The organism is Clavibacter phaseoli (assembly GCF_021922925.1).
GTDB lineage: Bacteria > Actinomycetota > Actinomycetes > Actinomycetales > Microbacteriaceae > Clavibacter > Clavibacter phaseoli.
Genome location: NZ_CP040786.1, coordinates 526,077 through 550,422 on the forward strand (window position 1 = coordinate 526,077; position 24,346 = coordinate 550,422).

General features: G+C 75.6%; 23 protein-coding genes and 1 riboswitch. Of the genes, 8 read left to right on the forward strand and 15 right to left on the reverse strand.

Annotated elements, in window-relative coordinates; genetic code table 11:
• Positions 1 to 4: 4 nt before the first annotated feature.
• Positions 5 to 2,152 (forward strand): S9 family peptidase, encoded by a 2,148-nt coding sequence (locus tag FGI33_RS02450; protein WP_237582204.1) that lies wholly within the window; start codon positions 5 to 7, stop codon positions 2,150 to 2,152.
• Here the strand turns inward: FGI33_RS02450 and FGI33_RS02455 are convergent.
• Positions 2,149 to 3,069 carry a LysR family transcriptional regulator gene (locus FGI33_RS02455; RefSeq protein WP_119435221.1) on the reverse strand — a complete coding sequence of 307 codons (921 nt, stop codon included), beginning with the start codon at positions 3,067 to 3,069 and terminating at the stop codon, positions 2,149 to 2,151. The two genes, FGI33_RS02450 and FGI33_RS02455, sit on opposite strands and share 4 nt — an antisense overlap.
• A 143-nt stretch (positions 3,070 to 3,212) precedes the next feature.
• On the opposite strand from FGI33_RS02455, the gene FGI33_RS02460 reads away from it, so the two are divergent.
• Positions 3,213 to 4,175 carry an NADP-dependent oxidoreductase gene (locus FGI33_RS02460; protein WP_119435222.1) on the forward strand — a complete coding sequence of 321 codons (963 nt, stop codon included), beginning with the start codon at positions 3,213 to 3,215 and terminating at the stop codon, positions 4,173 to 4,175.
• Positions 4,176 to 4,231: 56 nt separating this feature from the next.
• Entirely contained in the window at positions 4,232 to 5,413 is a 1,182-nt protein-coding gene (gene nagA / locus FGI33_RS02465; protein WP_237582205.1) for an N-acetylglucosamine-6-phosphate deacetylase, read from the forward strand.
• On the opposite strand, the gene FGI33_RS02470 is transcribed toward nagA, so the two are convergent.
• Complete coding sequence (locus FGI33_RS02470) at positions 5,395 to 6,126, reverse strand: DUF1684 domain-containing protein (protein WP_119434675.1); 732 nt, start codon at positions 6,124 to 6,126, stop codon at positions 5,395 to 5,397. The genes nagA and FGI33_RS02470 overlap by 19 nt on opposite strands.
• 107 nt (positions 6,127 to 6,233) lie before the next feature.
• Between FGI33_RS02470 and FGI33_RS02475 the strand changes: the two genes are divergently transcribed.
• Together FGI33_RS02475 and FGI33_RS02480 are read left to right on the forward strand one after the other, a co-directional pair.
• The gene (locus FGI33_RS02475; protein ID WP_119434676.1) at positions 6,234 to 7,988 is read left to right on the forward strand and encodes a pyruvate dehydrogenase; all 1,755 of its coding nucleotides are present in this window, start codon (positions 6,234 to 6,236) and stop codon (positions 7,986 to 7,988) included.
• 62 nt (positions 7,989 to 8,050) lie between these two features.
• The gene (locus tag FGI33_RS02480) at positions 8,051 to 8,368 is read left to right on the forward strand and encodes a putative quinol monooxygenase (protein WP_119434677.1); all 318 of its coding nucleotides are present in this window, start codon (positions 8,051 to 8,053) and stop codon (positions 8,366 to 8,368) included.
• A 15-nt stretch (positions 8,369 to 8,383) separates the two neighbouring features.
• On the opposite strand, the gene FGI33_RS02485 is transcribed toward FGI33_RS02480, so the two are convergent.
• From FGI33_RS02485 to FGI33_RS02510, 6 genes are all read right to left on the reverse strand, one after another.
• Entirely contained in the window at positions 8,384 to 9,424 is a 1,041-nt protein-coding gene (locus FGI33_RS02485) for a zinc-dependent alcohol dehydrogenase family protein (protein WP_119434678.1), read from the reverse strand.
• Between the two features lie 57 nt (positions 9,425 to 9,481).
• Positions 9,482 to 9,622 carry a hypothetical protein gene (locus FGI33_RS02490; RefSeq protein ID WP_182623304.1) on the reverse strand — a complete coding sequence of 47 codons (141 nt, stop codon included), beginning with the start codon at positions 9,620 to 9,622 and terminating at the stop codon, positions 9,482 to 9,484.
• Complete coding sequence (locus FGI33_RS02495; RefSeq protein WP_119434679.1) at positions 9,619 to 10,131, reverse strand: tetratricopeptide repeat protein; 513 nt, start codon at positions 10,129 to 10,131, stop codon at positions 9,619 to 9,621. Before FGI33_RS02495 ends, FGI33_RS02490 begins: the two co-directional genes overlap by 4 nt.
• Before the next feature lie 120 nt (positions 10,132 to 10,251).
• Entirely contained in the window at positions 10,252 to 11,190 is a 939-nt protein-coding gene (locus FGI33_RS02500; protein ID WP_237582206.1) for a hypothetical protein, read from the reverse strand.
• Positions 11,187 to 11,834 carry a response regulator gene (locus tag FGI33_RS02505; RefSeq protein WP_119435588.1) on the reverse strand — a complete coding sequence of 216 codons (648 nt, stop codon included), beginning with the start codon at positions 11,832 to 11,834 and terminating at the stop codon, positions 11,187 to 11,189. Before FGI33_RS02505 ends, FGI33_RS02500 begins: the two co-directional genes overlap by 4 nt.
• Positions 11,827 to 13,098 carry a sensor histidine kinase gene (locus FGI33_RS02510; RefSeq protein WP_237582207.1) on the reverse strand — a complete coding sequence of 424 codons (1,272 nt, stop codon included), beginning with the start codon at positions 13,096 to 13,098 and terminating at the stop codon, positions 11,827 to 11,829. The genes FGI33_RS02505 and FGI33_RS02510 overlap by 8 nt, the downstream gene beginning before the upstream one ends.
• A gap of 97 nt (positions 13,099 to 13,195) precedes the next feature.
• Here FGI33_RS02510 and FGI33_RS02515 point away from each other — a divergent pair, with 97 nt between their 5' ends.
• On the forward strand, positions 13,196 to 13,570 hold the full coding sequence (locus FGI33_RS02515; RefSeq protein WP_119435716.1) for a DUF6804 family protein: 375 nt from the start codon (positions 13,196 to 13,198) through the stop codon (positions 13,568 to 13,570).
• On the opposite strand, the gene FGI33_RS02520 is transcribed toward FGI33_RS02515, so the two are convergent.
• Positions 13,533 to 14,324 carry an alpha/beta hydrolase gene (locus FGI33_RS02520; protein ID WP_237582208.1) on the reverse strand — a complete coding sequence of 264 codons (792 nt, stop codon included), beginning with the start codon at positions 14,322 to 14,324 and terminating at the stop codon, positions 13,533 to 13,535. The genes FGI33_RS02515 and FGI33_RS02520 overlap by 38 nt on opposite strands.
• Positions 14,324 to 15,472 carry a glutathione S-transferase family protein gene (locus tag FGI33_RS02525; RefSeq protein ID WP_237582209.1) on the reverse strand — a complete coding sequence of 383 codons (1,149 nt, stop codon included), beginning with the start codon at positions 15,470 to 15,472 and terminating at the stop codon, positions 14,324 to 14,326. Before FGI33_RS02525 ends, FGI33_RS02520 begins: the two co-directional genes overlap by 1 nt.
• 274 nt (positions 15,473 to 15,746) lie before the next feature.
• On the opposite strand from FGI33_RS02525, the gene FGI33_RS02530 reads away from it, so the two are divergent.
• Complete coding sequence (locus FGI33_RS02530; RefSeq protein ID WP_119435150.1) at positions 15,747 to 17,882, forward strand: DEAD/DEAH box helicase; 2,136 nt, start codon at positions 15,747 to 15,749, stop codon at positions 17,880 to 17,882.
• 71 nt (positions 17,883 to 17,953) lie between these two features.
• On the opposite strand, the gene FGI33_RS02535 is transcribed toward FGI33_RS02530, so the two are convergent.
• The 3 genes from FGI33_RS02535 to FGI33_RS02545 form a co-directional block, all read right to left on the reverse strand.
• On the reverse strand, positions 17,954 to 18,130 hold the full coding sequence (locus FGI33_RS02535; protein ID WP_182623337.1) for a hypothetical protein: 177 nt from the start codon (positions 18,128 to 18,130) through the stop codon (positions 17,954 to 17,956).
• A 40-nt stretch (positions 18,131 to 18,170) separates the two neighbouring features.
• Positions 18,171 to 19,550: an MFS transporter gene (locus FGI33_RS02540; protein WP_237582210.1), complete on the reverse strand. Its 1,380-nt coding sequence runs from the start codon at positions 19,548 to 19,550 to the stop codon at positions 18,171 to 18,173.
• A 115-nt stretch (positions 19,551 to 19,665) separates the two neighbouring features.
• Positions 19,666 to 20,556: a cupin domain-containing protein gene (locus tag FGI33_RS02545; RefSeq protein WP_119435463.1), complete on the reverse strand. Its 891-nt coding sequence runs from the start codon at positions 20,554 to 20,556 to the stop codon at positions 19,666 to 19,668.
• Between the two features lie 239 nt (positions 20,557 to 20,795).
• Here FGI33_RS02545 and FGI33_RS02550 point away from each other — a divergent pair, with 239 nt between their 5' ends.
• The gene (locus tag FGI33_RS02550) at positions 20,796 to 21,140 is read left to right on the forward strand and encodes a hypothetical protein (protein WP_119435462.1); all 345 of its coding nucleotides are present in this window, start codon (positions 20,796 to 20,798) and stop codon (positions 21,138 to 21,140) included.
• Between the two features lie 24 nt (positions 21,141 to 21,164).
• Here FGI33_RS02550 and thiD read toward each other — a convergent pair whose 3' ends face one another.
• Together thiD and thiM are read right to left on the reverse strand one after the other, a co-directional pair.
• On the reverse strand, positions 21,165 to 23,417 hold the full coding sequence (gene thiD, locus FGI33_RS02555) for a bifunctional hydroxymethylpyrimidine kinase/phosphomethylpyrimidine kinase (RefSeq protein ID WP_237582212.1): 2,253 nt from the start codon (positions 23,415 to 23,417) through the stop codon (positions 21,165 to 21,167).
• Positions 23,414 to 24,247 carry a hydroxyethylthiazole kinase gene (gene thiM / locus FGI33_RS02560; RefSeq protein ID WP_182623292.1) on the reverse strand — a complete coding sequence of 278 codons (834 nt, stop codon included), beginning with the start codon at positions 24,245 to 24,247 and terminating at the stop codon, positions 23,414 to 23,416. Before thiM ends, thiD begins: the two co-directional genes overlap by 4 nt.
• Positions 24,238 to 24,329: riboswitch (TPP riboswitch) on the reverse strand. It overlaps the preceding gene by 10 nt.
• Positions 24,330 to 24,346 lie beyond the last annotated feature (17 nt).

A 24,346-nucleotide genomic window follows, 5' to 3' on the forward strand; every position in this document is an offset into this window, starting at 1 on the left:
GAGCATGCCCGTCACCCCCACCCCCTTCTCCGAGCTCGACGACTTCATCGCCATCCCGCGCCTCGGCGGCCTCGCGCTCTCGCCCGACGGACGCCGCGCGGTGCTCACCGTCACGACCCTCGACGCCGCGCGGACCGGCTACCGCCACGCCCTCTGGGTCGTGCCCGCGGCCGGCGGCGGCGTGCCGCAGCGCCTCACCCGCTCGGCGAAGAGCGAGGCGGGCGCGGCCTTCACCGCGACCGGCGACCTCCTCTTCGTGTCCTCCCGGCCCGACGCCGACGACGCCGACGGGAAGGAAGCGGCGCAGCTGTGGATCCTCCCGGCCGCCGCCGGCGAGGCCCGCGCCCTGACCCGGCTGGCCGGCGGCGTGGACGGCATCGCGGCCGTCGCCCGCGACGCCGCCACGGTGATCCTGCAGGCGCCGCTGCTGCCCGGATCCGCCTCGCTCGAGGCCGACGCCGTGGCGCGCACGACGCGATCGGACCTCAAGGTCAACGCGATCCTGCACGAGACCTACCCCGTCCGGTACTGGGACCACGACCTCGGCCCCGACGAGCCGCACCTGTTCGCGCTCGACCTCGCCGACGCGCTCGTGGAGGAGCCCGCGCGGCCCACCACGGCGGACGCGGCGACCGCGCTCGCCGCCGAGGCCGAGGCCGCGACCGAGGACGGCGGATCCGCGGCCGCGGCCCCCGCCGCCCCCGCGCAGCCGTACCCGACCTCCCTGCCGCGCCCGCGCGACCTCACCCCGCGCCCGGGACGCAGCCTCGACCACGCGGCCGCCGCGCTCTCGCCGGACGGCCGCACGCTCGTCGTCGCGGTCGGCGTGAAGGAGCGCCGCGGCGACCGCCAGGCGCTCGTGTCGATCGACGTCGCGACCGGGGAGCGGACCACGCTGCTCGACGTGCCGGGCGCCGACGTCGAGTCGCCCGTGATCAGCCCCGACGGCGCGCTGCTCGCGTGCATCCGCACCGACCGCGCCACGCCCGCCGCGCCCACGCAGCAGGAGATCTGGGTGTCGGCGCTCGACGGATCCGGCGCCCGCCGCCTCGCCGCCGGCTGGGACCGCTGGCCCTCGTCCCTGCGGTTCGACGCGGACTCGCAGGCGCTCGTCGTCACGGCCGACCAGGACGGACGCGGACCCGTCTTCCGCATCGGCCTCGACGACTCCGTCACGCAGCTCACGACGGACGACCACTCCTACACCGACGTGCAGGTCGACCGCGAGACCGGCGACGTGCTCGCGCTCCGCTCCTCGTGGATGGCGCCCGCGCACCCCGTGCGCGTGTCCGCGGCCGACGGATCCGTCACCGCGCTCGCGACGCCCGCCCCCGTGCCGGCGACGACCGGCACCATGACGGAGGTCGAGACGACCGCCGCCGACGGCGCGCGCGTGCGCGGCTGGCTCCTGCTGCCGGAGGGCGCGTCGGCCGAGGCGCCCGCGCCGCTGCTGCTGTGGATCCACGGCGGCCCGCTCAACAGCTGGAACGCGTGGAGCTGGCGCTGGACGCCGCAGGTGATGGTGGCGCGCGGCTACGCGGTGCTGCTCCCGGATCCCGCGCTGAGCACCGGCTACGGCCTCGACTTCATCGCGCGCGGCTGGGACGCGTGGGGCGAGGCGCCCTTCACCGACCTCATGTCGATCACCGACGCCGTCGAGGCGCGCGACGACATCGACCAGACGCGCACGGCCGCGATGGGCGGCTCGTTCGGCGGCTACATGGCGAACTGGGTCGCGGGCCACACCGACCGCTTCCGCGCGATCGTCAGCCACGCGAGCCTCTGGGCGCTCGACCAGTTCGGCCCCACCACCGACTCGTCGCAGTACTGGCAGAGCATCTTCTCGGCGGAGGGCCTCGACCGGAACTCGCCGCACCACTCCGTGCGCGACATCGTGACGCCCATGCTCGTGATCCACGGCGACCGCGACTACCGCGTGCCCGTGGGCGAGAGCCTGCGCCTCTGGTCGGAGCTCGCGGAGCACCACGCGGCCGACGACGGCACCACGCCGCACCGGTTCCTGATCTTCCCGGACGAGAACCACTGGATCCTCAAGCCCCAGCAATCGGTGGTCTGGTACCGGACGGTGCTCGCGTTCCTCGACCAGCACGTGCACGGGAAGGACTGGGTGCGGCCCGAGGTGCTCGGCTAGCGGCGGCGGCGCGCGGCCGCGACGTCGACCGCCACGGCGTCGAGCGCGCGGCGGAGCCACCGGGAGGCGGGATCCGCGTCCGCGCGGCGGTGCCAGCGCTGGTCGACCTGCACCTCCGGCAGGTCGAACGGCAGCCGGTGCGCGCGGAGCGGCACGCCGCCGTCGATCAGGCGCTCGGTCATGAGCTCGGGGAGCAGGCAGACGGATCCGCTGCCCACCACCATGAGGGCCGCCACCGCGTAGGTGGGCGCGACCGCGACCACGCGTCGCGTGCGCCCCGTGGCCTCGAGGGCGTCGTCGACGGGACCGCGCGCGCGTCCGCGCCGCGACGCCGAGACGTGCGGGTGGGCGACGAGGTCGTCGAGCGTGAGCGTCGCCTTCCGGCCGAGCGTCGTGCGGGCGCCGACGACCGCGACGAAGCGGTCGGTGACGAGCGGCGCGGCGAGCACGTCGGGCGGCGAGGCCACGCGCATCCCCACGTCGAGGTCGAGCGACCCGTCGCGCAGGGCCTCGGCGTCCTTGGACTCCTGCGGGACGAACCGCAGCAGGACGCCGGGCGCCTCGGCCACCGCGCGCTCGGTCAGGGCGGGCGCGAGCACGGGGATCAGCGACTCGTTCATGCGGATGGTGAAGGCGCGGTTCCAGGTGGACGGGTCGTCCTCGCCGGTGCGGGTGAGGCCGTCCGCCTCGTCGAGGAGGGCGCGGACCGACGCGGCGACCCGGAGCGCGAACGGCGTGGGCACCATGCCGCGGCCGGCGCGCACCAGGATCTCGTCGCCCATGCTCACGCGCAGGCGGCCGAGCGCGCGGCTGGCGGCGGGCGGGGAGAGGGCGAGGCGGGACGCGGCCTCGGTCACGCTGCTCGTCGCGACCAGGGCGTCGAGCACGCGGAGCAGGTTCAGGTCGAGCTGGGCCATGGATCCTCCTGGTTGCGTGCGATGCAATGCACGCTTACCAGCATTGCACTGGACGCACGGACGGCGCGACCCGAGACTGGCCGAGGCCCGCAGCGCATCCACCCGGATGCGACGGACGGGCCGCCCCCGAGAAGGAGCCCGTCATGTCCCGAGCCATCCGACCCCGCCAGCACGGAGGACCCGAGGTCCTCGCCGTCGTCGACGTCCCCACGCCCCGGGCGGGAGCCGGGGAGGTCGTCGTCCGCGTCCGCGCGGCGGGCGTCAACCCCATCGACTGGAAGCTCTACGGCGGCGACTTCCACGAGGTCGACGACGACCAGCGCGAGGAGGCCGGCCTCACCGAGGAGATGCCGACGCTCGGCCTCGAGTGCGCCGGCGTGGTCGTCGAGGTCGGCGCGGACGTGAGCGACGTGGTCGTCGGCGAGGACGTCGTCGTCTACCCGGTCACCGCGGCGTACGCCGACCACGTGGTCGCGCCGCCGTCCTCGCTCGTCCGTCGCCCGGCGGCGCTCGGCGAGGAGGAGGCCGCCGGCCTGATGCTGGCCGGGACCACGGCGGCGCACGCCCTGCACGCGGTGGGCGCGGGGGCCGGCGACACCGTGCTCGTCCACGGCGGATCCGGCGGGGTGGGGCTCATGGCCGTGCAGCTCGCGCGGATCCAGGGCGCCACGGTCGTCGCGACCGCGTCGGAGCGCAACCACGACGTGCTGCGCGACCTCGGCGCGATCCCCGTCGCCCACGGCACGGGGCTGGCCGACCGGATCCGCGCGGCGGCACCGCAGGGGATCGACGCGGCCGTCGACACGGTCGGCACGGACGAGGCGCTCGACGTGTCGGTCGCCCTCGTCGCGGACCGCGGGCGGATCGCGTCGATCACGGGATCCGACCGGCGCGCGGAGGCCGGCATCCGCCTCCTCGGCTACGGCCCCGGACAGGACGCGGGCACCGAGTACCGCGCGTCCGTGCGCCAGGCGCTCGTCGACCACGCGGGCGCCGGACGCCTCCGGGTCCGGATCGCGGGGACCTTCGCCCTCGCCGATGCCGCGGAGGCGCACCGCTTCACCCGCAGGAGCCACGCGCCCGGCAAGGTCGTGCTGCTGCCCTGATCCCGCGGGTCGCGGTGCCTCGGCGGCCCGACGCGGGCGTGCGGGATGATGGCGGCATGCCCGCGCGCGACGAGACCGTGACCACCCTCCTCCGCGCGGCACGGGCCGTCGACGCGCGGGGCACGACCGCCGACGCGTGGATCCACCTCGACGGCGACGCGATCGCGGCGGTCGGGAGCGGGCGCGACGCCCCGCCCGCGGGCCGCACCGTCGACCTCGGGGACGCGACGCTCGTGCCCGGCTCCCTCGACCTGCACGTGCACGGCGGCGCGGGCGGATCCCACGACGACGGGGCCGACGGGATCCGCGCGGCCGTCGCGCTGCACCGGCGGCACGGCACCACGCGCTCCGTGCTGAGCCTCGTCGCGAACCCGGTGCCCGACCTCGTGCGCTCGCTCGGCGCGATCCGCGAGGCGATGGCAGCCGACGCCACCGTCCTCGGCGCGCACCTGGAGGGCCCGTTCCTGTCGCCGCACGCGGCGGGGGCGCACGCGCACGAGCACCTGGTGGATCCGACGCCCGCGCGCATCGAGGCACTGCTCGAGGCGGGGGAGGGCGCGCTACGGCAGGTCACCATCGCCCCGGAGCTCGACGGCGCCCTCGACGCGATCCGCCGGCTGGTCGCGGCCGGCGTGGTCGCGGCCGTCGGGCACACCACGTGCTCGGGCGACGTGGCGCGGGCCGCCTTCGACGCGGGCGCGACCGTGCTGACGCACGCGTTCAACGCCATGCCCGGGATCCACCACCGGGAGCCCGGCCCGATCATGGCGGCCGTCGCCGACGAGCGCGTGACGCTCGAGCTGATCCTCGACGGGGTGCACGTGGCGCCCTCCGTCGCGGGCCTGCTGCTCGGCGCGGCGCCCGGCCGCGTCGCGCTCGTCACGGACGCGATGGCGGCGACCGGATCCGCGGACGGCCGCTACCGGCTGGGCTCGCTCGAGGCGGACGTGCGGGACGGCATCGCGCGGCTCGCGGGCACCGACACGATCGCGGGATCGACGCTCACGCAGGATCGCGCGCTGCGGATCGCGGTGCGCGAGGTGGGCCTCGCCCTGCCGGACGCGGTCGCGGCGCTCACCGCGGTGCCGGCGCGGGCGCTCGGCCTCCAGGACCGGTACGGCCTGCTGCGCGCGGGATCCGTCGCGGACGTCGTGGCGCTCACGCCCGGCCTCGAGGTCGCCCGCGTCTGGGCCGCGGGCGTCGAGGTGCCGACCGCGCCTCAGGCCTCGTCGCGGTAGACCACGCGGCGCTCGCCGGCGCGCACGGCCGCGGCGAGGCGGTTGCCGGCGGGCGGGAGCGGGCAGTTCATCCAGTCGGAGAAGCCGCAGGGCGGGACGACGGCGCGCGTGAAGTCGAGCGTCACGGGTCCGTCGCCGTCGGGGCGGGGGAGGAAGAGGAAGCGGCTGGGGGCGTAGCTCTCGCGGCCGGTGGTCGCGTCGGCGAAGACGAGCTGCAGGCGGTCGCCGTCGGCGAACGCGCTGAGGCGCACCTCCTCGCCCTCGATCTCCACGACGATGTCGCCGGGCACGGGCAGCTCGCGCGTGCGGCCGGCGTCGGCGATGTGCTCGAAGGGGATGACGCGGTCGTCGTCGACGCGCTCGAAGCGGCCCTCGAGGATCCACTCGGGCGCGTACGGGTAGACCTCGATGTCCTCGAACGCCTGGTTCTTCGGTGACGCCGAGTCCCACAGCCGGTAGCCGTGCTCGGGCTCGCCCGTGTCGAGCGAGATGCGCTCGATGCGCGTCAGCTGCACGGTGTCCGGCTGGCCGTCGAGCGCCTCGAGGTCGCTGACCTCCCGGCCGGGCTCGAGCCAGGTCGTCTGGATCAGCGCGAGGCTGCCGAACGGGCTCGTCACGGCGGCGAGGCGCGCCCGGTGCCAGGAGTCGTAGGCGGCGAGGGCGTCGGGGTCGGCGGCGGCGGAGCGGGCGGGATCGGTCGTCGTGTCGGTCACCTGAGGGTCAACGCGCCGGGCGCGATCGCATTCCCGGAGCGCGCGCCGCGCGGAGCCCGCGCGGAGGCGGCGGGTATTGACTGGAGGCACCGACGGAAGGACGCAACATGGCTCGCACGGTCGCCGACCAGCTCATCGCCCAGCTCATCGAGGCGGGGGTGAGCCGCATCTACGGGGTCGTCGGCGACAGCCTCAACCCGGTCGTCGACGCGGTGCGGCGCACGGGCGGCAGCCGCAAGGGCGGCATCGACTGGATCCACGTGCGGCACGAGGAGGCCGGCGCGTTCGCCGCCTCCGCCGAGGCGCAGCTCACCGGCAAGCTCGCGGTGTGCGCCGGATCCTGCGGCCCCGGCCACCTCCACCTCATCAACGGGCTCTACGACGCGCACCGCTCCGGCGCGCCCGTCCTCGCGATCGCGAGCCACATCACCACGAACCAGATCGGCTCCGGCTACTTCCAGGAGACGCACCCCGACCGCCTCTTCGTCGAGTGCTCGCACTACACGGAGATGATCTCGACCGCCGTCCAGGCGCCCCGCGTCGTCGACCAGGCGATGCGGCACTCGCTCGCCCTCGGCGGCGTCAGCGTCATCACGCTGCCGGGCGACGTGGCCGAGTTCGAGGCCGAGGGCGAGGCGCCCGCGTTCTCGCTGCCGCGGCGCCCCGCGATCGTGCCCGCCGAGGAGGACGTGCGCGCGCTCGCCGCGGCCATCGACGACGCGAAGAGCGTCGCGATCTTCGCGGGCCGCGGCGCGGGATCCGCGCACGCCGAGCTCATGGAGCTGGCCGACAGGATCGCGGCGCCGGTCGGCCACTCGCTGCGCGGCAAGGACGTGATCCAGCAGGACAACCCCTTCGACGTCGGCATGACCGGCCTCATCGGCTACGGCGCCGCGGCCGCCGGGATCTCGGGTGCCGACCTGCTGATCCTCATCGGCACCGACTTCCCCTACGACCAGTTCCTGCCCGGCAAGGAGGTGCGGACCGCGCAGATCGACATCGCGCCCGAGCGCCTCGGCCGCCGCACCGACGTCGACATCGCGATCCACGGCGACGCGCTCTCCACCATCCGCGCGGTGCTGCCGCTCGTCGAGCGGAAGACCGACCGGCGCTTCCTGGAGAAGCTGCTGAAGGAGCAGGACAAGAAGGTGGAGCAGGTCGTCGGCGCGTACACGACGAAGGCGGAGAAGCTGCGGCCGATCCACCCGGAGTACGCGGCCAGCATCCTCGACGAGGTCGCGGGCGACGACACCGTCTTCACGAGCGACACCGGCATGTGCAACGTGTGGACCGCGCGGTACCTCACCCCGAACGGACGCCGGCGGATGATCGGGTCGCTCGTGCACGGGTCGATGGCGAACGCGCTGCCGATGGCGATCGGCGCCCAGGTCGCGTACCCGGAGCGGCAGGTCGTGTCGGTCTCGGGCGACGGCGGCCTGGCCATGCTCATGGGCGAGCTCGTGACCGTGGCCGCCTACAAGCTGCCCGTGAAGGTCGTCGTGTTCAACAACTCGACGCTGGGACTGGTGAAGGTCGAGATGCTCGTCGACGGGATCCCGGACTTCGGGGTCGACGTGCCCATGGTCGACTACGCCGCGGTGGCGGCCGCGCTCGGGATCCACTCCCAGCGCGTCGAGGACCCGGCCGACATCCGCGGCGCGCTCGAGGCCGCGTTCGCGCACGACGGGCCCGCGCTCGTCGACCTCGTGACCGACCCGATGGCGCTCTCGATCCCGCCGGAGATCACGGCCGCGCAGGTGAAGGGCTTCGCGCTCTCGATGTCGAAGATCGTGATGAACGGCGGCGTCGGCGAGGCCGTGAAGCTCGCCCGCTCGAACCTGCGGAACATCCCGCGCCCGTGAGCGATCCCGCGCACGCGTCCCGTCCCACCCCGAACCGTCCCACCCCGAACCGAGGAGAACCCATGTCCCAGCCCGTCGTCGTCACCGCCGTCTTCACGCCCGTCGAGGGCAAGCACGACGAGGCGGTCGCCGCCCTGTCCCGCGGCATCGCCGAGGTGCACGAGGAGGAGGGCTGCGAGGTCTACGCGATCCACGACGCCCCCGACGGCACCATCGTGATGCTCGAGAAGTGGTCGTCCGTCGCGGAGCTCGACGCGCACGGCGCGGGCGAGGCCGTCGCCCGCATGGGCGCCTCGCTCGCGGGCCTCATCACGGGACCCGCCGTCGTCACGCGGCTGGTGCCGATCCCGGCCGGCTCGGAGCTGCAGGGCGCGCTGTAGCGATCCGCGCTCCGCTCAGCCGACCTCGACCAGCGTGATCCCCTTCGAGCGGTCGCCCGACGCCAGCGCCTCGAGCGCGGCCGGGGCCTCGTCGAGCGGGATGCGGTGCTCGATGAGCAGCTCCGGGCGGAGCGCGCCCGACGCGACCATGGCCATGAGCTCGGCGTAGTCGTGCGCGGGCATGCCGTGGCTGCCGTGCAGGCTCAGCTCCTGGCTGATGACGAACGGCACGGGCACCGACGGCTCGCTCGCGAAGAGGCCGATCTGCACCTGCCGGCCGGTCGGCGCGAGCGCGAGCAGGCTGATCCGGAGCGTGGACTCGCGGCCGAGCGCCTCCACCGACACCTGCACGCCGTCCGGCGAGACCGCGTGGATCGCGTCGAGGACGTCGAGCTCCGAGAGGTCGGACGAGTCGATCGTGTACTCGGCCCCGAGCTCCGACGCGCGCGCGAGGGCGGCCGGGTCGACGTCGACCGCGATGACCTCCGCGCCGACCGCGACGCCGATCATCACCGTGCTGAGGCCCACGCCGCCGCAGCCGATGACGAGGAGGCGCTCGCCGCGCTGGATCCGGGCCCGGTGCACGAGCCCGCGGAAGGCCGTCGCGAAGCGGCAGCCGAGGAGCGCGGCGGCGCCGGCGTCGAGGTCGTCGGGGACGGGGATGAGGTTCACGTCGGCGTCGTGCAGCGCGACGAGCTCGGCGAAGGATCCCCAGTGCGTGAAGCCCGGCTGCGTCTGGTCGCGGCACACCTGGCCGTTGCCCGCGCGGCACTCGGCGCAGCGGCCGCAGGCGCACACGAACGGGACGGTGACGCGGTCGCCCACCTGGAAGCGCGTGACCTCGGGGCCGACCTGGTGGATCCGCCCGACCAGCTCGTGGCCCGGCACCTGCGGGAGCTCGATGCCGTCGTCGTGGCCGAGCCAGCCGTGCGCGTCGCTGCGGCAGACGCCCGTGGCCTCGACGCGGACGACGACGCCGGCGGGGGACGGGACGGGATCCGGCAGCTCGCGGACGACGGGCGTCTCCCCGAACCTCTCGTAGACGACGGCGCGCATGGGGGCTCCTCGGGGTCGGGGCAGGTCGGGCTCGTCCACGCTATCCGAGCGCCGGGGTCATCCCGACGCGGGCGAGTCGTCGTGCGTCCAGGTGCTCACGACCCAGCCGACGCGGGACGGATCCGCGACGAACGGGTCGGCGTCCACGGCTTCGGACGCGGGCCCGTCCTCCCCGGGGCCCGAGGCGCGTGCGGTCACGGGGTCTCCGCGGGCACGTCGAGCGAGTCGAGGTACCCGGCGTTGCCGCGGATCGCGGGGAGGTAGCGCTGCAGCTCCTCGTCGGGGACGTGATCCGCCACGATCCGCAGCGCGCTCGCGAGCGCGGCGTCGGGCCGAGAGGCCGCGTGCAGGGTCAGGGCCTCGAACACGGCGAGGGACGACGATCCCGGGAACTCGGCGCGCGCCCGTGCGAACAGCGCGAGCGACTCCTCGACACGGCCGAGGTTCCTCAGCGTGCTCCCGTGCTGGAGGTGGCAGCGGCGCAGGATGTCGCCCGCGAGCCCCGCCGCCTCCGCGCGCTCGTAGAGGTCGAGGGCGGTCGCCTCCTCGCCCGCGGTGTCGTACGCGCCGCCGACCTCGTAGAGCACGCGGGCGTCGTCGGGGTGCCGCTCGAGCAGGGGGAGGAGGGCCGCGATGGTCGGGCCCATGTCGTCGCGGTCGCGCGCGGCGACGATGCGGTCGAGCTGAGCGTCGAGGGTCTCGGGCACGGTGGCTCCTGGCGTTCGCGGCGGGCGGGGCAACGGCCGCCAGTGTTCCACGGGTAGGCGGCGCGCGGGCGGATCCGGCTCGGCGCGGGCGCCGCCCCGGTCCGCCCGGAGCCATCCGGGTCAGCCGCGGTCGTCCGCGCCGTCGCCAGCCCCGAGCAGCACCTCGCGCACCGCGGCGGTCGTCGCGACCACCTGGCGGGCCCGCGCGGAGGAGAGCATGGCGGCGTCGGCCTCGGTGACGAGCGACTCCTCGCGCCACTGCGCGTCGTACAGGGCGGCGCGGTATCCCGACGACGCCTGGCAGGACGCGTCGGCCCGGGCGAGACCGGTGTCCGCCGCGGGCGCATCATCGCCCGGCTCGAGCAGCGCCATCGGATCCGCGGGCAGCGCGCGTCCCCGGTCGCGGAGCGCGTCCGCGGAGGAGTCCACGAGGCAGTCGCGCCAGGCGCCGGCCGCCGTGACGACCGCGGGGTCGAGGACGGCGCGCTCCCGGGCGTCGGCCCGCAGCTCGAGCGCACGCATCTGGATGCCCTGGTTCGTCGAGGCGTTGGCCCAGACGCCCGAGCGGACGCCGGGGAGGCAGACGTCGAGCGCACGACCCCGCGCGGTGCCGTCGTTGTGCGCCATCCGCCACTCGCGGAGCGCGGCGCGCGCGGGATCCACCATCGGATCGTGGCCGTACGCGGCGGCGCGCGCGGCGTCGAGCGGCGGCGCGATGAGGCGCCCGTCCGCGTGCGACTCCGGGGCGAGGAGCACCACCGGATCGAGCGCGGGCGCCTCGTCCGCGATGCCCTGCTCAGCGAGGCACGGCCGCAGGCGGATGTCCTCGGCCACGCCGACGGCGTCCATCGAGACGCCCGCGGCCGCGTCGAGCGGCATGGTCCAGGCCGCGGCGTCCCGCGCGGGGAGGTCCGCGACGGGCTCGGTGCGCGGCACCGGCGCGTTCACGACGGCGACGCCGACGAGCCCGGCCGCGACCACGACGGCGACGACGCCGCGGGGCGTGCGGATCCGGCGGGCCAGACGTGCCGCGGACGCGCGGATGGGGGATGCGCTCATGACCGCACCAGTCCTCTCTCATGGGCGAAGACGACGACCTGCAGGCGGCTGCGGAGCCCGAGCTTCGCGAGCACCGCCTGCACGTGCGTCTTGACGGTGGACGCCTGGACGAAGGACGCCTCGGCGATCTGGGTGTTGGTGAGCCCGCGCGCGACGAGCAGGAACGTCTCGCGCTCCCGGGGCGTCAGCGTGGCGAGCACGTCGAGGTCGGGGCGCGGCGCCGGGGATCCGAAGTCGCGCAGGAGGTCGTCGATGTCGCCCGTCACGCCGCCGGCAGCGGCCGCGCGCACGGTGGCGAGCAGGACCTCGGGTCGGGCGTCCTTGGTGAGGAACGCGGCGGCGCCGGCCCGGGCGGCGGCGCGCACGGCCTGGTCCTCGCGCATGGTGGTGAGCACGACCACGCGGGGCGCCTCGTCGCCGCCGTCGCGCATGGCGGCGGTCGCGGCGAGGCCGTCGAGCACGGGCATGCGGAGGTCCATCAGCACCACGTCGGGCGACTCGCGCCGCACCAGCTCGAGCCCCGTGCGGCCGTCCCCGGCGATGCCGACGCAGACGAGGTCGTCGGTGGCGTCGATCTGCATGCGGAGCCCCTCGGCGAAGAGCGGCTGGTCGTCGACCACGGCCACGCGCACGCGCTCAGCCACGGATCGCGATCGCGTCAGCGTCGGCGGCGGCGGCGGGCTCGGCCGGGGAGGCCGCGCCGTCGAGGGGCAGGAAGGCGGTGACGACGAACTCGCCGTCCGCGTCGGGCTCGGCGGTGAGCCAGCCGCCGGCGATGCGGGCGCGCTCGCGCATCCCGGGGATCCCCGCGCCCGACCCCGTCAGGGAGCCGGCCTGCACGAGCGGGGTCCGACCCGACGAGCGCACCAGGAGCGCGAGCCCGGGACCGCGCCAGTCGAGCACGACGGCGGCGGTGGCTTCCGCACCGCCGTGCTTGAGCGCGTTCGTCAGGCTCTCCTGCACGATGCGGTAGACGGCGAGCTGGTGCGCGGGCCGCAGGGGCCGGCGCTCGCCGAGCTCGTCGAGGGCGATCCCCATGCCGACGTCGCGCATCCGATCGACGAGGGCGGGCAGGTCGGCGAGGGACAGCAGCTCGTCGCCGGCCTCGGTGATGCGCTCGATCAGGCCGCGCACGTCCGTCAGCGCGTCGCGTGCCACGCCGGATATCGCGATGAGGGCGCCAGCCACGATCTCCGGCCGCCGCGCGGACATGGCCGTCGCGCCCTCCGACTGCGCCACGACGATGGTGAGCGCGTGCGCCACCGAGTCGTGCACGTCGCGGGAGATGCGGGCGCGCTCGATCCCGAGCCGCAGCTCGAGGTCGGTCTCTGCCAGGCGGCCTTCCGCCTCCACGAGCACCGCGCCCAGCCGGCGGAGGCGCAGCGCGGCGCCGACGGCGAACCCGAGCGCCCAGGCGAGGACGACCGCGCCGACGGCCGCGAGGAGCAGCACGACGACCGCGTCGCCGACGGGCCGGGCGCCGCCCATGGCGAGCATGTCCGTCCAGTCGAGGAGGCGCGTCCGCACGGCGCCGGTCGGCATCGTGACGTGGAGGGCGGCGGCCCCGGCGGCGAGGATGCCGACGGGCAGGGCCGCGAGCCGCGTCCGCCGCGCGCCCGTGGCGGCGATCAGCAGGACGACGACGCCGATGGCCGCGTGCATCGGCCACGTGGTCGACTCGGCGGCCGGGGCGAGGCCCACGAGCTGCAGCACCGGGATCACGACGACGATGGCGAGCGACGCGGCCGGGAGCCAGACGCCCAGGGCGATGGCCGCCCCGAGCGCCACGGCGAGGGTGGCGGCGCCCGCGAGGTCGGCGCGGCCCGCCTCGGCGAGGACCCAGAGGCCGGCGAACACGACGCCGCCGAGCGGGGCGATCGCGTGGGCGATCATGCGGGAGGAGGTCATGGCCTCAGGCTAGGAGCGGCCCGCGCCCGCGCGGCCCGCCGACCGTGAACCTCATCCTCGCGGGGGAGGTCCCGGCGCGCGCTGGCAGACTGTCGAGGTGACCCGCACCCCCGACGCCCCCGCCTTCACCCGTCCGTCGCTCGCGCCCGGGCTCCTCGGCGCCATCGTGCTGCTGGCCGGATTCGCGGTGATCGACGGCGACCTCTTCACGGTCGTGCGGTTCGCGGTCGCGATCCTCGCGCTCATCATGATCGTGTTCTCGGTGCGCGCCCGCAGCTGGTGGAGCGCCGCGCTGCTCGCGGCCGTCGCCGTGATGTGGAACCCCGTCGCCGTGATCCCCGTCGAGGCCGTCACGTGGCAGTCGCTGCAGTACGTGGCCGCGATCGTCTTCATCGCCGCGGGCATCCTCGTGAAGGTGCCCGTCGAGGACGCCCCTACGCCGGGCCGACCCCGAACGCGCGCTCCTCGGTGAGCCCGCGCCGCAGGTAGGCGACGATCTCGTCGAGCGACCGGCGGGCGAGCGCCGGGTCGGCCGCCGGGTAGGCGAGCCAGCCCTGGTCGGCGCGGGGGATCCGCACGAGCCGGGTCTTCGCGCCGGCCGCCTTCAGCGCCGTGACGCCCTCCGCGACGTGGTCGATGCGGGGATCCGCGGCGCCCACGTGCACGAGCATGTCGGGCAGCCGGTCGCGGCCGTGGCCCTGGCGGTCGGCGGATCCGGCGCTCGGCACCTCGCCGGACGGGCTGACGAGCACGAGGCGCAGCACGGCGGGTCCGTCGCCGTCGCGGGCGAGCGCGGTGATCCGCAGCGCGCGGTCGGCGCCCGGCCCGTCGCCGAGGATCCCGAGCCGCTCCGGCGTGCCGTTCCAGCCGGCCGCGTGCGACGCGATCCACGAGAGGCCGCGGAGCGCCTGCGCGTCGTCGTCGGGCGCCATCGTCACGACCACCGCGCGGAGGTCCTTCGCGAGCGTGGACGGCAGCCAGTCGCCGTCGTGCCGGGCGAGGACGACGAGCACGGGGGATCCGGTCGCCGAGCGGTCGTGGCCGGGCGGTGTCCACACGGCGATGTCCAGGGGGAGGCCCTGCTCGCCGGGGGAGCGCCGGACGACGCGCGTGCCCGCCGCGGGCGTGCCGCGCATGGACCGCGCGACCGCGGGGACGTGCCGGATCGCCAGGCCGAGCAGCCGGCGCCGCGGCGTGACGCGGGCGGCCTCGGTGCGCGACGCCATCAGGCGCGGTCCGCGGGTGCGGCGTCGGCCGATCCGGGCACGGGCGTCCCGGAGACCGAGGCGCGCGCCTCGGACGGGCGCGTCTCGCGTCCGCCGCGCGGCACCGCGCCGTGGCCGTCGGGCACGCGCTCGCCCTCGCGGACGGGGCCGGGAGGGGTGCCGTCGCCGAACGGGCGGCCACCGAGATCCTCGCGCCCGTGCGGCTCGAGCCAGCCCCAGGTCTCGGGGCCGACGGGCACGACGCGGGTCGGGTTGATGTCGGTGTGCGTCAGGTAGTAGTGCTGCTTGATCTGCACGAAGTCGATGGTGTCGCCGAACCCGGGGGTCTGGAAGAGGTCGCGCGCGTACGCCCACAGCACGGGCATCTCGTCGAGCTTCTGCCGGTTGCACTTGAAGTGGCCGTGGTAGACGGCGTCGAAGCGCGCGAGCGTCGTGAACAGGCGGACGTCGGCCTCGGTGATCGTGTCTCCGACGAGGTAGCGCTGCGTGGAGAGGCGGTCGCTCAGCCAATCGAGGCGGCCGAAGAGCCGGTCGTAGGCCTTCTCGTACGCCTCCTGGGATCCCGCGAAGCCGCAGCGGTACACGCCGTTGTTCACGTCGCGGAAGACGAGGTCGGCGACCTCGTCGATCTCGGCCCGCAGCGCGACCGGATAGAGGTCCGGCGCGCCCTCGCGGTGGTGCTCGGTCCACTCGGTGGAGAGGTCGAGCGTGATCTGGGGGTAGTCGTTCGTGACGACCTGGCCGGAGGGGATGTCGACGAGCGCCGGCACCGTGATCCCGCGCGGGTAATCGGGGAAGCGCGCGAAGAACGACTCCTGCAGGCGCTCGGTGCCGAGCACCGGGTCGCGGCCGTCGGGGTCGAGGTCGAAGGTCCAGCTGCGGGCGTCGTGCGTGGGGCCGGGGAGGCCGAGCGAGATCGCGTCCTCGAGGCCGAGCAGGCGCCGCACGATCACCGAGCGGTTCGCCCACGGGCACGCGCGCGCCGCGACGAGGCGGTAGCGGCCGGCCTCGACGGGCCAGCCCTGGGAGCCGTCGCGGAGGATCCGGTCCTCGATGTAGTTCGTGTCGCGGGTGAACTCCCCCTCCTCGACGTAGCGGCCGGGAGCGCCCGCCTCGTTGCTGCCTGCGGGTGTCGCCTGATCCGTCATGCGTCCACCCTAGGCCGGGGTCGCCGCGCCCGACCGGCCGCGGGCGCGGAGCGGCTCCCGCGTGCCGTAAACTCCTCCCTGTGCCCGTCCTCCCCGAGGCGGCCGGGCGCAGGCGGCGGACCCAGATCCCACCCCCGACCCGGAACCCCGGTTGCTTGAGGCCGGTCCCCTCGCCACCGTCCGACCGCACGCGTCACCGTGCGCGACGGGCGAGAAGTCCTTCCGATCCGGGAGCGCAGGCAGCGCCTGGCCCCGGCAGTGAACAAGGAGTTGCATGGCTCGCACCGGCCAGCGGCGGTCCTCCGCCCGCACGCGCACGATCGACAACGAGGGGCTCATCCCCGTGCTCGCGCGCGCCGTGCGCGAGATCGAGCAGGCCGCCCAGCGCGGCAAGCTCAAGCCCGTCAACCGCACGAAGTTCCAGGTCATCGCGGTGCTGATGCGCGAGGAGCGCACGCACGCGAAGGACCCGGCCACCCCGCTCAGCGACCCCGAGCGCGCCGAGACGCTGAAGCGCCTCGACGGCATCGCGAGCATCCTGGCCCGCACGGCCGCGCGCGACACCTCGGTGCTGCCGCTGCTGGATCCCGACGCCAAGCTCTCGGAGACCGCCCGCGCCATGCGCAAGCACATGCTGTTCGACGGCGGCGTGGAGATGGTCGTGGAGGAGGAGCCGGAGCCCGAGCCCGAGGATCCCGCCCTCGCCAAGCTGCACGAGCGCCAGGTCGTGCCGCCGTCGGTCAAGGCCCGCGTGCTCGCGAACCCGTTCCTCGAGCCCGACCTCGACCGGCCCGCGCCCGCCGCGCCGCCCACCCGCCTGCTGGCGAACTGGGAGCTGCTCGGCCCGCTGTTCAAGTCGTTCGAGTACGGCGCCGGCGGCGGCATCGCGAGCATGGACCTGCCCGAGAGCCCCCGCATCGACCGCCTCTCCCCGCACGGCCTCGAGCTCATGCGCCACCAGGCGCGCTTCCTCGAGAGCGTGCGCCTCGGCCACCGCGAGTTCCTGCTCGCCGACGAGCCCGGCCTCGGCAAGACCGCGCAGGCGCTGCTCGCCGCGTCCGTCGCCGACGCGTACCCGCTGCTCGTCGTCGTCCCGAACGTCGTGAAGATGAACTGGAAGCGCGAGGTCGAGCGGTGGACGCCGCACCGCCGCGCCACCGTGATCCACGGCGACGGCGCGGGGCTCGACGCCTTCGCCGACGTCGTCATCGTCAACTACGAGGTGCTCGACCGCCACATCGGCTGGCTGCGCACGCTCGGCTTCCGGGGCATGGTCGTCGACGAGGCGCACTTCATCAAGAACCTGCAGTCGCAGCGCTCGAAGTTCGTGCTCGCGCTCGCGGAGAGCATCCGCCAGCGCCAGTCCGCGCCGCTGCTCATGGCGCTGACGGGCACGCCGCTCATCAACGACATCGACGACTTCCGCGCCATCTGGCAGTTCCTCGGCTGGATCGACGGCGACAAGCCCACGTCGGTGCTCATGGGCGAGCTGGAGGAGGCGGGCCTCACGCCCGCCGACCCCGGCTTCTTCGCCGAGGCCCGGCGCGCGGTCATCGACCTCGGCATCGTGCGGCGCCGCAAGATCGACGTGGCGACCGACCTGCCGTCCAAGCGCATCGCGGACCTCCCGGTCGAGCTCGACGACGACCTGGGCCGCTCCATCCGCCAGGCCGAGCGCGAGCTCGCGGCCCGCCTCGTCAAGCGCTTCACGGCGCTCGTCGGCGCCCGCGGCACCACCGTCGCGGACGTCATCGACGGACCGGCCTCGGAGCGCGCGAGCCTCGTGCGGCTCGTGGCGCAGTCCGAGCTCGACGAGGCCAAGGCGCAGAAGACCGGCGAGAACGTGTTCACCATGGTCCGCCGCATCGGCCAGGCCAAGGCCGTGCTCGCGGCCGACTACGCCGCCCAGCTCGCCCGCTCGGTGGGCAAGGTCGTGTTCTTCGCGAAGCACGTCGACGTGATGGACCAGGCCGAGGCCACGTTCGCGAAGCGGGAGCTGAAGAGCGTCTCGATCCGCGGCGACCAGACCCCGGCGGCGCGCCAGCACGCGATCGACGCCTTCCAGAACGACCCCGACGTCAAGGTCGTGGTCTGCTCGCTCACCGCGGCGGGCGTCGGCCTCAACCTGCAGGCCGCGTCGAACGTGGTGCTCGCCGAGCTCAGCTGGACGAGCGCGGAGCAGACGCAGGCCATCGACCGCGTGCACCGCATCGGCCAGGAGGAGCCCGTCACCGCGTGGCGGATCATCGCGGCGCAGACGATCGACGCGAAGATCGCGGAGCTCATCGACAGCAAGGCGGGCCTCGCGGCGCGCGCGCTCGACGGCGAGGACTTCGACGAGGCCGGATCCACGTCCGTGCAGCTCGACGCCCTGTCGCACCTCCTCGAGGAGGCGCTGGCGGCGGGCTGATCCGTGTCCCGCTCCACGACGACGCCCCCGCGACCTGCTGGTCGCGGGGGCGTCGTGCGTCGGGGGAGGCGCTAGTCGCGCTCGGCCTTCCGGCGGGCGCGCTCGGCCGTGCGGGCGGCGCGGCGCTCGCGGGCGACGGCGTCCTGCGCGTCCTGGGTGGGGTTCGAGCGGGAGGTGCCGATCACGGCGAAGGCGATGAGGACCACGACGGCCGCCATGACCACGTAGATCAGGATCATGGGGATCACGGCAGCTCCTCGGGTGGGTCCAGGCGAGCGTACCGCCCGCTCAGTCCTCGAGGGCCGCGCCGCGGAGGTCCGGCAGCGTGAGCGCGGCGGCGGCGGCCAGCGCGAAGACGGTCGCGAAGACGCCGAACGGCAGCGCGACGCCGCCGAGCGCGAGGAGCGGCGGCACGCACAGCGGCGCGACGATCGAGGCGAGGCGCCCGAAGCCCGCCGCGCTGCCGGCGCCCGTGGCGCGCACCCGGGTCGGGTACAGCTCCGGGGTCACGGCGTAGAGCGCGCCCCACGCGCCGAGGTTCGAGAACGACATGAGGGCGCCGAACACGAGGATCGTCGTGACCGAGTCGGCGGTGCCGAAGAGGCCGGCCGACACGGCGGATCCCGCGAGGAAGACCGCGAGCGTCACCCGCCGGCCCCAGCGCTCCACGAGCCAGGCCGAGACCGCGTAGCCGGGCAGCTGCGCGAGCGTGATGAGCAGCGTGTACTCGAACGACCGCACGAGCGAGAAGCCCTGCGCGACGAGCAGCGTCGGCAGCCAGATGAAGGCGCCGTAGTAGGCGAAGTTGACGCAGAACCACACGATCCAGAGGGACAGCGTGCGGCGGCGGAGGCGCGCGCCGAAGAGGCGCTCGCGGGGCGCGGCGTCAGCATCGGCGTCGGTCGCGGTGCCGGAGGCGGCGTCCGCGGCCCGGGCCTCGGCCGTCGTCTCGGCCGCAGGAGCGTCCGTCGCCGGATCCGCCCCCGCCGCCACCTCGAGGTCGCGCACCACGCGCTCCGCCTCGCGGTGCCGGCCCTTCGCCTCGAGGAACCGCACCGACTCCGGCAGGCGCAGCCGCACGACGATCGCCCACACCGCGGGCACGGCGCCGAGCGCGAGCGCCCAGCGCCAGCCGTCGTCGCTCGCGGGGATCACGAGGTAGCCGATGAGCGCCGCGGCGGTCCAGCCGACGGCCCACGACGACTCGAGGATCACGATGACGCGTCCCCGGATCCGGGCGGGGGAGAACTCGCTCACGAGCGTCGACGCGACGGGCAGCTCGGCGCCGAGCCCGAGGCCCACGACGAAGCGCAGCGCGATGAGCGCGCCCACCGACATCGCGAGCGCCGACACGCCCGTGGCCACGCCGTAGACGAGCAGCGTGAGCGCGAACACCTGACGGCGGCCGATCCGGTCGGCGACCAGGCCGCCGACGCTCGCGCCGATCGCCATCCCGAGGAACCCGGCGGAGGCGACGAGGCCGAGCTGCCCGGCGTCCGCCTCCCACACCACGGCGAGCTGGGCGATGACGAACGAGATGAGCCCGACGTCCATGGCGTCGAGCGCCCAGCCGACGCCGCTGCCGCCGAGGATGCGGGAGTGCGCGCGGGTCCAGGGGAGGGCGTCGAGGCGCTGGGCGCGCGTGCGCGGCGATGCGGTCGTGGTCATGGTCCTGGCCTCCGGGAGGGCGCTCGGCTCGGGTCGCGCGCCTCGCGGGGAGGGAGGAGGCGGTCGCGGTGGGTCGAGCGTAGCGCCGGGGCGGGCCGCGGCCCGCCCCGTGACGTCAGAGCCGCCGGACGCGCTCCGCCAGGCGATCGAACGCCGCCGCGTGCGTCACCCGCAGCGCGTCCCACGACGCCGTCATGTCGACGAGCCCGGGATCCGGGACCACCTCGGCGAAGCCGTGTTGCGCGCGCGGCACCGCGTCGCCCGGGAGCACGAGCGACTGGATGAAGGCGCCCGTGTCCTCCGAGAAGGTGAGCGTGTGGCTGGCGACGTTGCGGTGCCAGTCGTCCGACGGCCAGGACAGGAACGCGACGTGCCGCGGCGCGACGCCCGTCCCGGACGCCGAGACGTAGCTGCCGAAGTGCTCCTCGCCGGGCGAGAGGATCTTGTAGGCACCGTTGTCGAGGTACACGAGCAGCGCCTCGTCGAACGGCTTCTCGCCGTACATCGCCGTGTAGCGGAGCGCGTGCACGAGCACGGGCGCGCCGAGCGGCACGGGGAGCGACGCCGCCGGGGTGGCGACGGGCGCGGCGACGGACGCGGGGACGGCGGGCCGCAGGAACTCCTCGTCGGTCACGTGCGCGCCCCAGGTGGTCGCGTCCACGGGGTCGTCGCCGTCCTCCAGCACCGCGATGTGCTCCATCGGCGCGTGGGCCGTGGCGCCGTGCCAGTGCTCCTCGCCGGCCGCGATGTACGCGGATCCGCCGGGCCCGACCTCGACCACCTCGCCGCCGCGCGTGCCCACGCGGGCGATGCCGGAGGTCACGTGCAGCGTCTGGCCGAGGACGTGCGAGTGCCAGACGGTGCGCGCGCCCGCGGCGAAGGCGACGGCGGCGACGACCGCGCGCTGCTCGGGCGACTGCGGGGTGGAGAGCCAGCGGAGGCGGGCGTCGCCCGTGACCTGGTCGGCGGGCATGGTGATGGCGGGGGTCTCGGCCTGGACGCGCATGCGGAGTCCTCTCTGTCGGGCACGCGGGTGCCCGGGTCGTGGAACGGGGAGCCCCGGCGCGGTGGTCGCGTCGGGGCACGGGCATCCTCCCGCGGGTGCCGCGGGGAGCGGGCCGGGGCGTCCCCAGGTGCGGTCGTCCTCCGCGCGACGCGCGGACGGGATCGCCCCGCGGACTCAGCTGCGCCCCCGTCCGTGCCGATCGCTGGTGCGGCCGTGACGATGTCCCTACGCTCGGCCCCATGACCGCGCCCGATGTCGACGCCCGTCCGCCCGTGCGGGGGCGTCTCCTGCCGGCGCCCCTGATCCTCCTGTGCGGCCTGGTCCTGGTGCCCGCGGCGATCGCCCTAGCCGCGGACAGCTGGACGTCGCCCGACGCGACCGCCTACGTGCGGATGGCGTTCGCCTCGGTCGCCGGGACCGTCGTCGCGGTCGCGTCGGTGCTGGTGCTGCTGGTCGACCGCCTGGTGAAGCGCGCCCCGGCCGGGACGATGGTCGCGCTCACGATCGTCGCGCTGCTCTGGGCGTCGAGCACGCTCGCCGAGACGAGCGACCTGCTGCTGCAGCGCCTGGCGCAGCTCGACTGACCCGGGTCCGGCAGCCGGCGCGGCTCAGCCGAGCGCCTCCGGGGCGCGGAAGAAGTCGCGCTCGTAGGCAGCGGAGACGAGCGATGCCTCGAGCATCGCCGCGCGCCGGCTCGGACCCGCGATCACCGCCGCCTCGTCCACCAGCTCGCACGCGCGCCGCGTGGCGGCGGCGAACGCCGGATCCGCGTACGTCGCCAGCCACGCCGCGTACGGGTGCGCGTCGCCCGCGGCCGCCGCCGCGGATCCCGCCGCCCGGAGCCGGGTGCCCACGTCCGCGTAGATCGTGAAGCACGGCAGCAGCGCCGCGACGAGTACCGCGTAGTCGCTGCCGGCCGCGTGCGCGAGCAGGTGGTCCACGTAGGCGCGCGTCACCCGGCCGGCGACCGCGGGCGCGGGATGCCGGGACAGCCACTCCTCGTGCAGCGCCGACTCCGCCGCGATCGCATCCGCAGCCGAGCGCGCCCACGCGACCTGCGCGTCCGGCGTCGGCGCGAGCTGGCTCGCCCGCGCGAGCACCCGCGAGTAGGCCCGGAGGTAGATCGCGTCCTGCGCGAGGTAGTGCGAGAACCACGCCTCCGGCAGGGTGCCGTCGCCGAGGCGGCGGACGAAGGGGAGGTCGTCGATCTCGCGGCGGAGGTCGGCCGATCCCGCCCACATCTCCGCCGAGACCGGCCCGGCGTGCGTGCCGGCGGCGTCCCACAGGGCGCGCAGGTGGTCGAGCGGGCCGGCGCCGGATCCGACCTCGAGGTCCTCCGCGTGCGCGAGCGATCCGGTGAGCCAGGCCTTCGCCTCCGTGAGGGCGGCGAGCCAGTCGCCGCGGCGTGGCTGCAGCGTCGCGAGCGCGCTGGAGAGGGAGCAGCCGGTGCCGTGCGTGCTGGTCGTCGCGACGCGCGGGCCGTCGACGACGTGCACCGCGGCTTGCGCGCCGTCCGCGCCCGGCGTCACGAGCGCGTCCGGGCAGTCGTCCTCGCGCAGGTGCCCGCCCTTCACGATCACGCGGACGCCGGGCCGCGCGGCGAGCGTCCGCCCCTGCGCGAGCGCGGCGTCCCAGCCGTCGGCCTCGCGCTCGCCGAGGAGCGCGGCGAGCTCGGGCAGGTTCGGGGTGACGACGTCCGCGAGCGGCAGCAGGCGGCGGAGCGCCTCGGTCGCGTCGGCGTCGAGGAGCGCGTCGCCGGACTGCGCGACCATGACCGGATCCAGCACCACGACCGGCGGGCGCACCGCGCGCAGCCAGTCGGCGACCTCGTCGACCACGGCGGCGGATCCGAGCATGCCGACCTTCACGGCGTCGATCGCGACGTCGTCGGAGACCGCGTCGAGCTGCGCGCGCAGGAACGCGACGGGCGGCACGTGGATCTCGCGCACGCCCCTCGTGTTCTGCGCGACGAGCGCCGTGACGACCGCCATGCCGTAGCCGCCGTTCGCGGCGATGGACTTGAGGTCGGCCTGGATGCCGGCGCCGCCCGTGGGATCCGTGCCCGCGATGCTGAGGACGCGGGGGACCGCGCGGCGCGGGATCGCGGGGTCCTCGGGCGATGCGGTGACGTCGATCTCGTCCTCCGTCGCGTCGCCGACCGCGGCGGAGCGCGCCCGCGCCCACGCGTCCGCGAGCTCGCGCGCCGCCGCCTCGGGATCCTCCTCCGCGCACACCGCCGACACGACGGCCGTCCCCGCGCCGCCCGCCGCCGCGATGGGCTCGACGTCGCGCACGTCCACCCCGCCGATCGCGACGCATGGCACGGGGGAGAGCCCCGCGATGATCCCGAACCCGTCGTGCCCGAGCGGCGCCGGGTGGTCGGGCTTGGTGCTCGTGGGGCGGATCACGCCGACTCCGAGGTAGTCGACCGTGCCCGCGGGGAGCCGCCGCACCGCCTCGACGTGCGCGGGCGTGTTCGCGGTGAGGCCGACGACGAGGCGGCGGTCGGGGCTCGCGGCGTCGAGCATCCGCCGCACCAGGTCGGCGGGGACGTCGGACTGGCCGACGTGCACGCCGTCCACGCGCACGCCGCGGGCGAGCGCCGCGAGGACGACGTCGACGCGGTCGTCGACGAGCAGCAGCGGCCGCGGGGCGCCGGGATGCGCGGAGGCATGCGCGTCGGTGGCACCCGCCGCCGCGACGACCGTCGCCAGCAGCTCGGCCGCGCTCGCGTGCTTGTCGCGGATCTGCACGGCCGTCGCCCCGCCAGCGACCGCCGCGGCGACGACCGCGGGCACGCCGCGCGCCCCGCACAGCGCGGGGTCGGTGACGAGGTAGACGGAGAGGTCGAGGCCGCTCACGCGAGGCGCTCGCGGCGGGCGACGAGCTCGGGCGTGACGGCGTCGAGCGCGTCGAGCAGCGCGACCGCGAACGAGCCGGGTCCGCGCGCCCCCTCCGCGGCGATCTCGGCCGCGATCGTGTAGACGCTCGTCGCGGCGACGGCGGCCCGCAGCGGATCCGGGTCCAGCGACGCGAACGCCGCCATCACCGCGCCGAGCGCGCAGCCGCCGCCCGTCACCTTCGTGAGCAGGGCATCGCCCGTGGCCACGCGCACGATCCGCGTCCCGTCGGTGATGTGGTCGACCGGCCCGGACACCGCGACCACCGTGCCGTACGTCCCCGCCAGCAGGGTCGCGGCGTCGAGCGCCGCCTCCACCTCGTCGGTCGCGTCGACGCCGCGCCCGCCCGCGCCGCCGGTCGCCAGCGCGATGACCTCCGACGCGTTGCCGCGCACGATCGTCGGCGACAGCGCCACGAGCTCGTGGGCGAGCCGCGTCCGCACCGGCAGGGCGCCGACCGCGACGGGATCCAGCACCCACGGCGTGCCCGCCTCCCGCGCCGCGTGCGCGGCCTCGACCGCCGCCTTCCGCTGCTCCGCGTGCGGCGTGCCGAGGTTGACGAGCAGGCCCGACGCGATCCGCGCGAACGGCCCCGCCTCGGTCGGCACGTCCGTCATCGCGGGCGCGGCGCCCAGCGCGAGGAGGACGTTCGCGGTGAAGCCGGTGACGACCGCGTTGGTGATGCACTGCACGAGCGGAGCGCGCTCCCGCAGCAGGCGGAGGAGGTCGGCCGACGACGGTCCGGCCTCCGCCCCGGTGATCTCGTGGGCCGATGGGCGCGCAGCGCTCATGATGACATCCCTCCGCCGGTGCGAACCGGATCAGGTGCGACGGGTCTCATCTCAGCCCTCGTGGGCACCCCGTGTCAGGGATCCACCCTAGGGCCAGAC

Bases quoted from the DNA above. Each gene is read 5' to 3' on its own strand.
- FGI33_RS02485 (WP_119434678.1), bottom strand. From the start codon at position 9,424: ATGCGCGCCGTCGTCTACGAGAGGTTCGGGGAGACGCCCGTCGTCCGC.
- FGI33_RS02525 (WP_237582209.1), bottom strand. From the start codon at position 15,472: ATGACGGATCAGGCGACACCCGCAGGCAGCAACGAGGCGGGCGCTCCC.
- nagA (WP_237582205.1), top strand. From the start codon at position 4,232: ATGCCCGCGCGCGACGAGACCGTGACCACCCTCCTCCGCGCGGCACGG.
- FGI33_RS02550 (WP_119435462.1), top strand. From the start codon at position 20,796: ATGACCGCGCCCGATGTCGACGCCCGTCCGCCCGTGCGGGGGCGTCTC.
- FGI33_RS02480 (WP_119434677.1), top strand. From the start codon at position 8,051: ATGTCCCAGCCCGTCGTCGTCACCGCCGTCTTCACGCCCGTCGAGGGC.
- FGI33_RS02530 (WP_119435150.1), top strand. From the start codon at position 15,747: ATGGCTCGCACCGGCCAGCGGCGGTCCTCCGCCCGCACGCGCACGATC.
- FGI33_RS02475 (WP_119434676.1), top strand. From the start codon at position 6,234: ATGGCTCGCACGGTCGCCGACCAGCTCATCGCCCAGCTCATCGAGGCG.
- FGI33_RS02460 (WP_119435222.1), top strand. From the start codon at position 3,213: ATGTCCCGAGCCATCCGACCCCGCCAGCACGGAGGACCCGAGGTCCTC.
- FGI33_RS02455 (WP_119435221.1), bottom strand. From the start codon at position 3,069: ATGGCCCAGCTCGACCTGAACCTGCTCCGCGTGCTCGACGCCCTGGTC.
- FGI33_RS02545 (WP_119435463.1), bottom strand. From the start codon at position 20,556: ATGCGCGTCCAGGCCGAGACCCCCGCCATCACCATGCCCGCCGACCAG.
- FGI33_RS02510 (WP_237582207.1), bottom strand. From the start codon at position 13,098: ATGACCTCCTCCCGCATGATCGCCCACGCGATCGCCCCGCTCGGCGGC.
- thiM (WP_182623292.1), bottom strand. From the start codon at position 24,247: ATGAGCGCTGCGCGCCCATCGGCCCACGAGATCACCGGGGCGGAGGCC.
- FGI33_RS02540 (WP_237582210.1), bottom strand. From the start codon at position 19,550: ATGACCACGACCGCATCGCCGCGCACGCGCGCCCAGCGCCTCGACGCC.
- FGI33_RS02500 (WP_237582206.1), bottom strand. From the start codon at position 11,190: ATGAGCGCATCCCCCATCCGCGCGTCCGCGGCACGTCTGGCCCGCCGG.
- FGI33_RS02450 (WP_237582204.1), top strand. From the start codon at position 5: ATGCCCGTCACCCCCACCCCCTTCTCCGAGCTCGACGACTTCATCGCC.
- FGI33_RS02520 (WP_237582208.1), bottom strand. From the start codon at position 14,324: ATGGCGTCGCGCACCGAGGCCGCCCGCGTCACGCCGCGGCGCCGGCTG.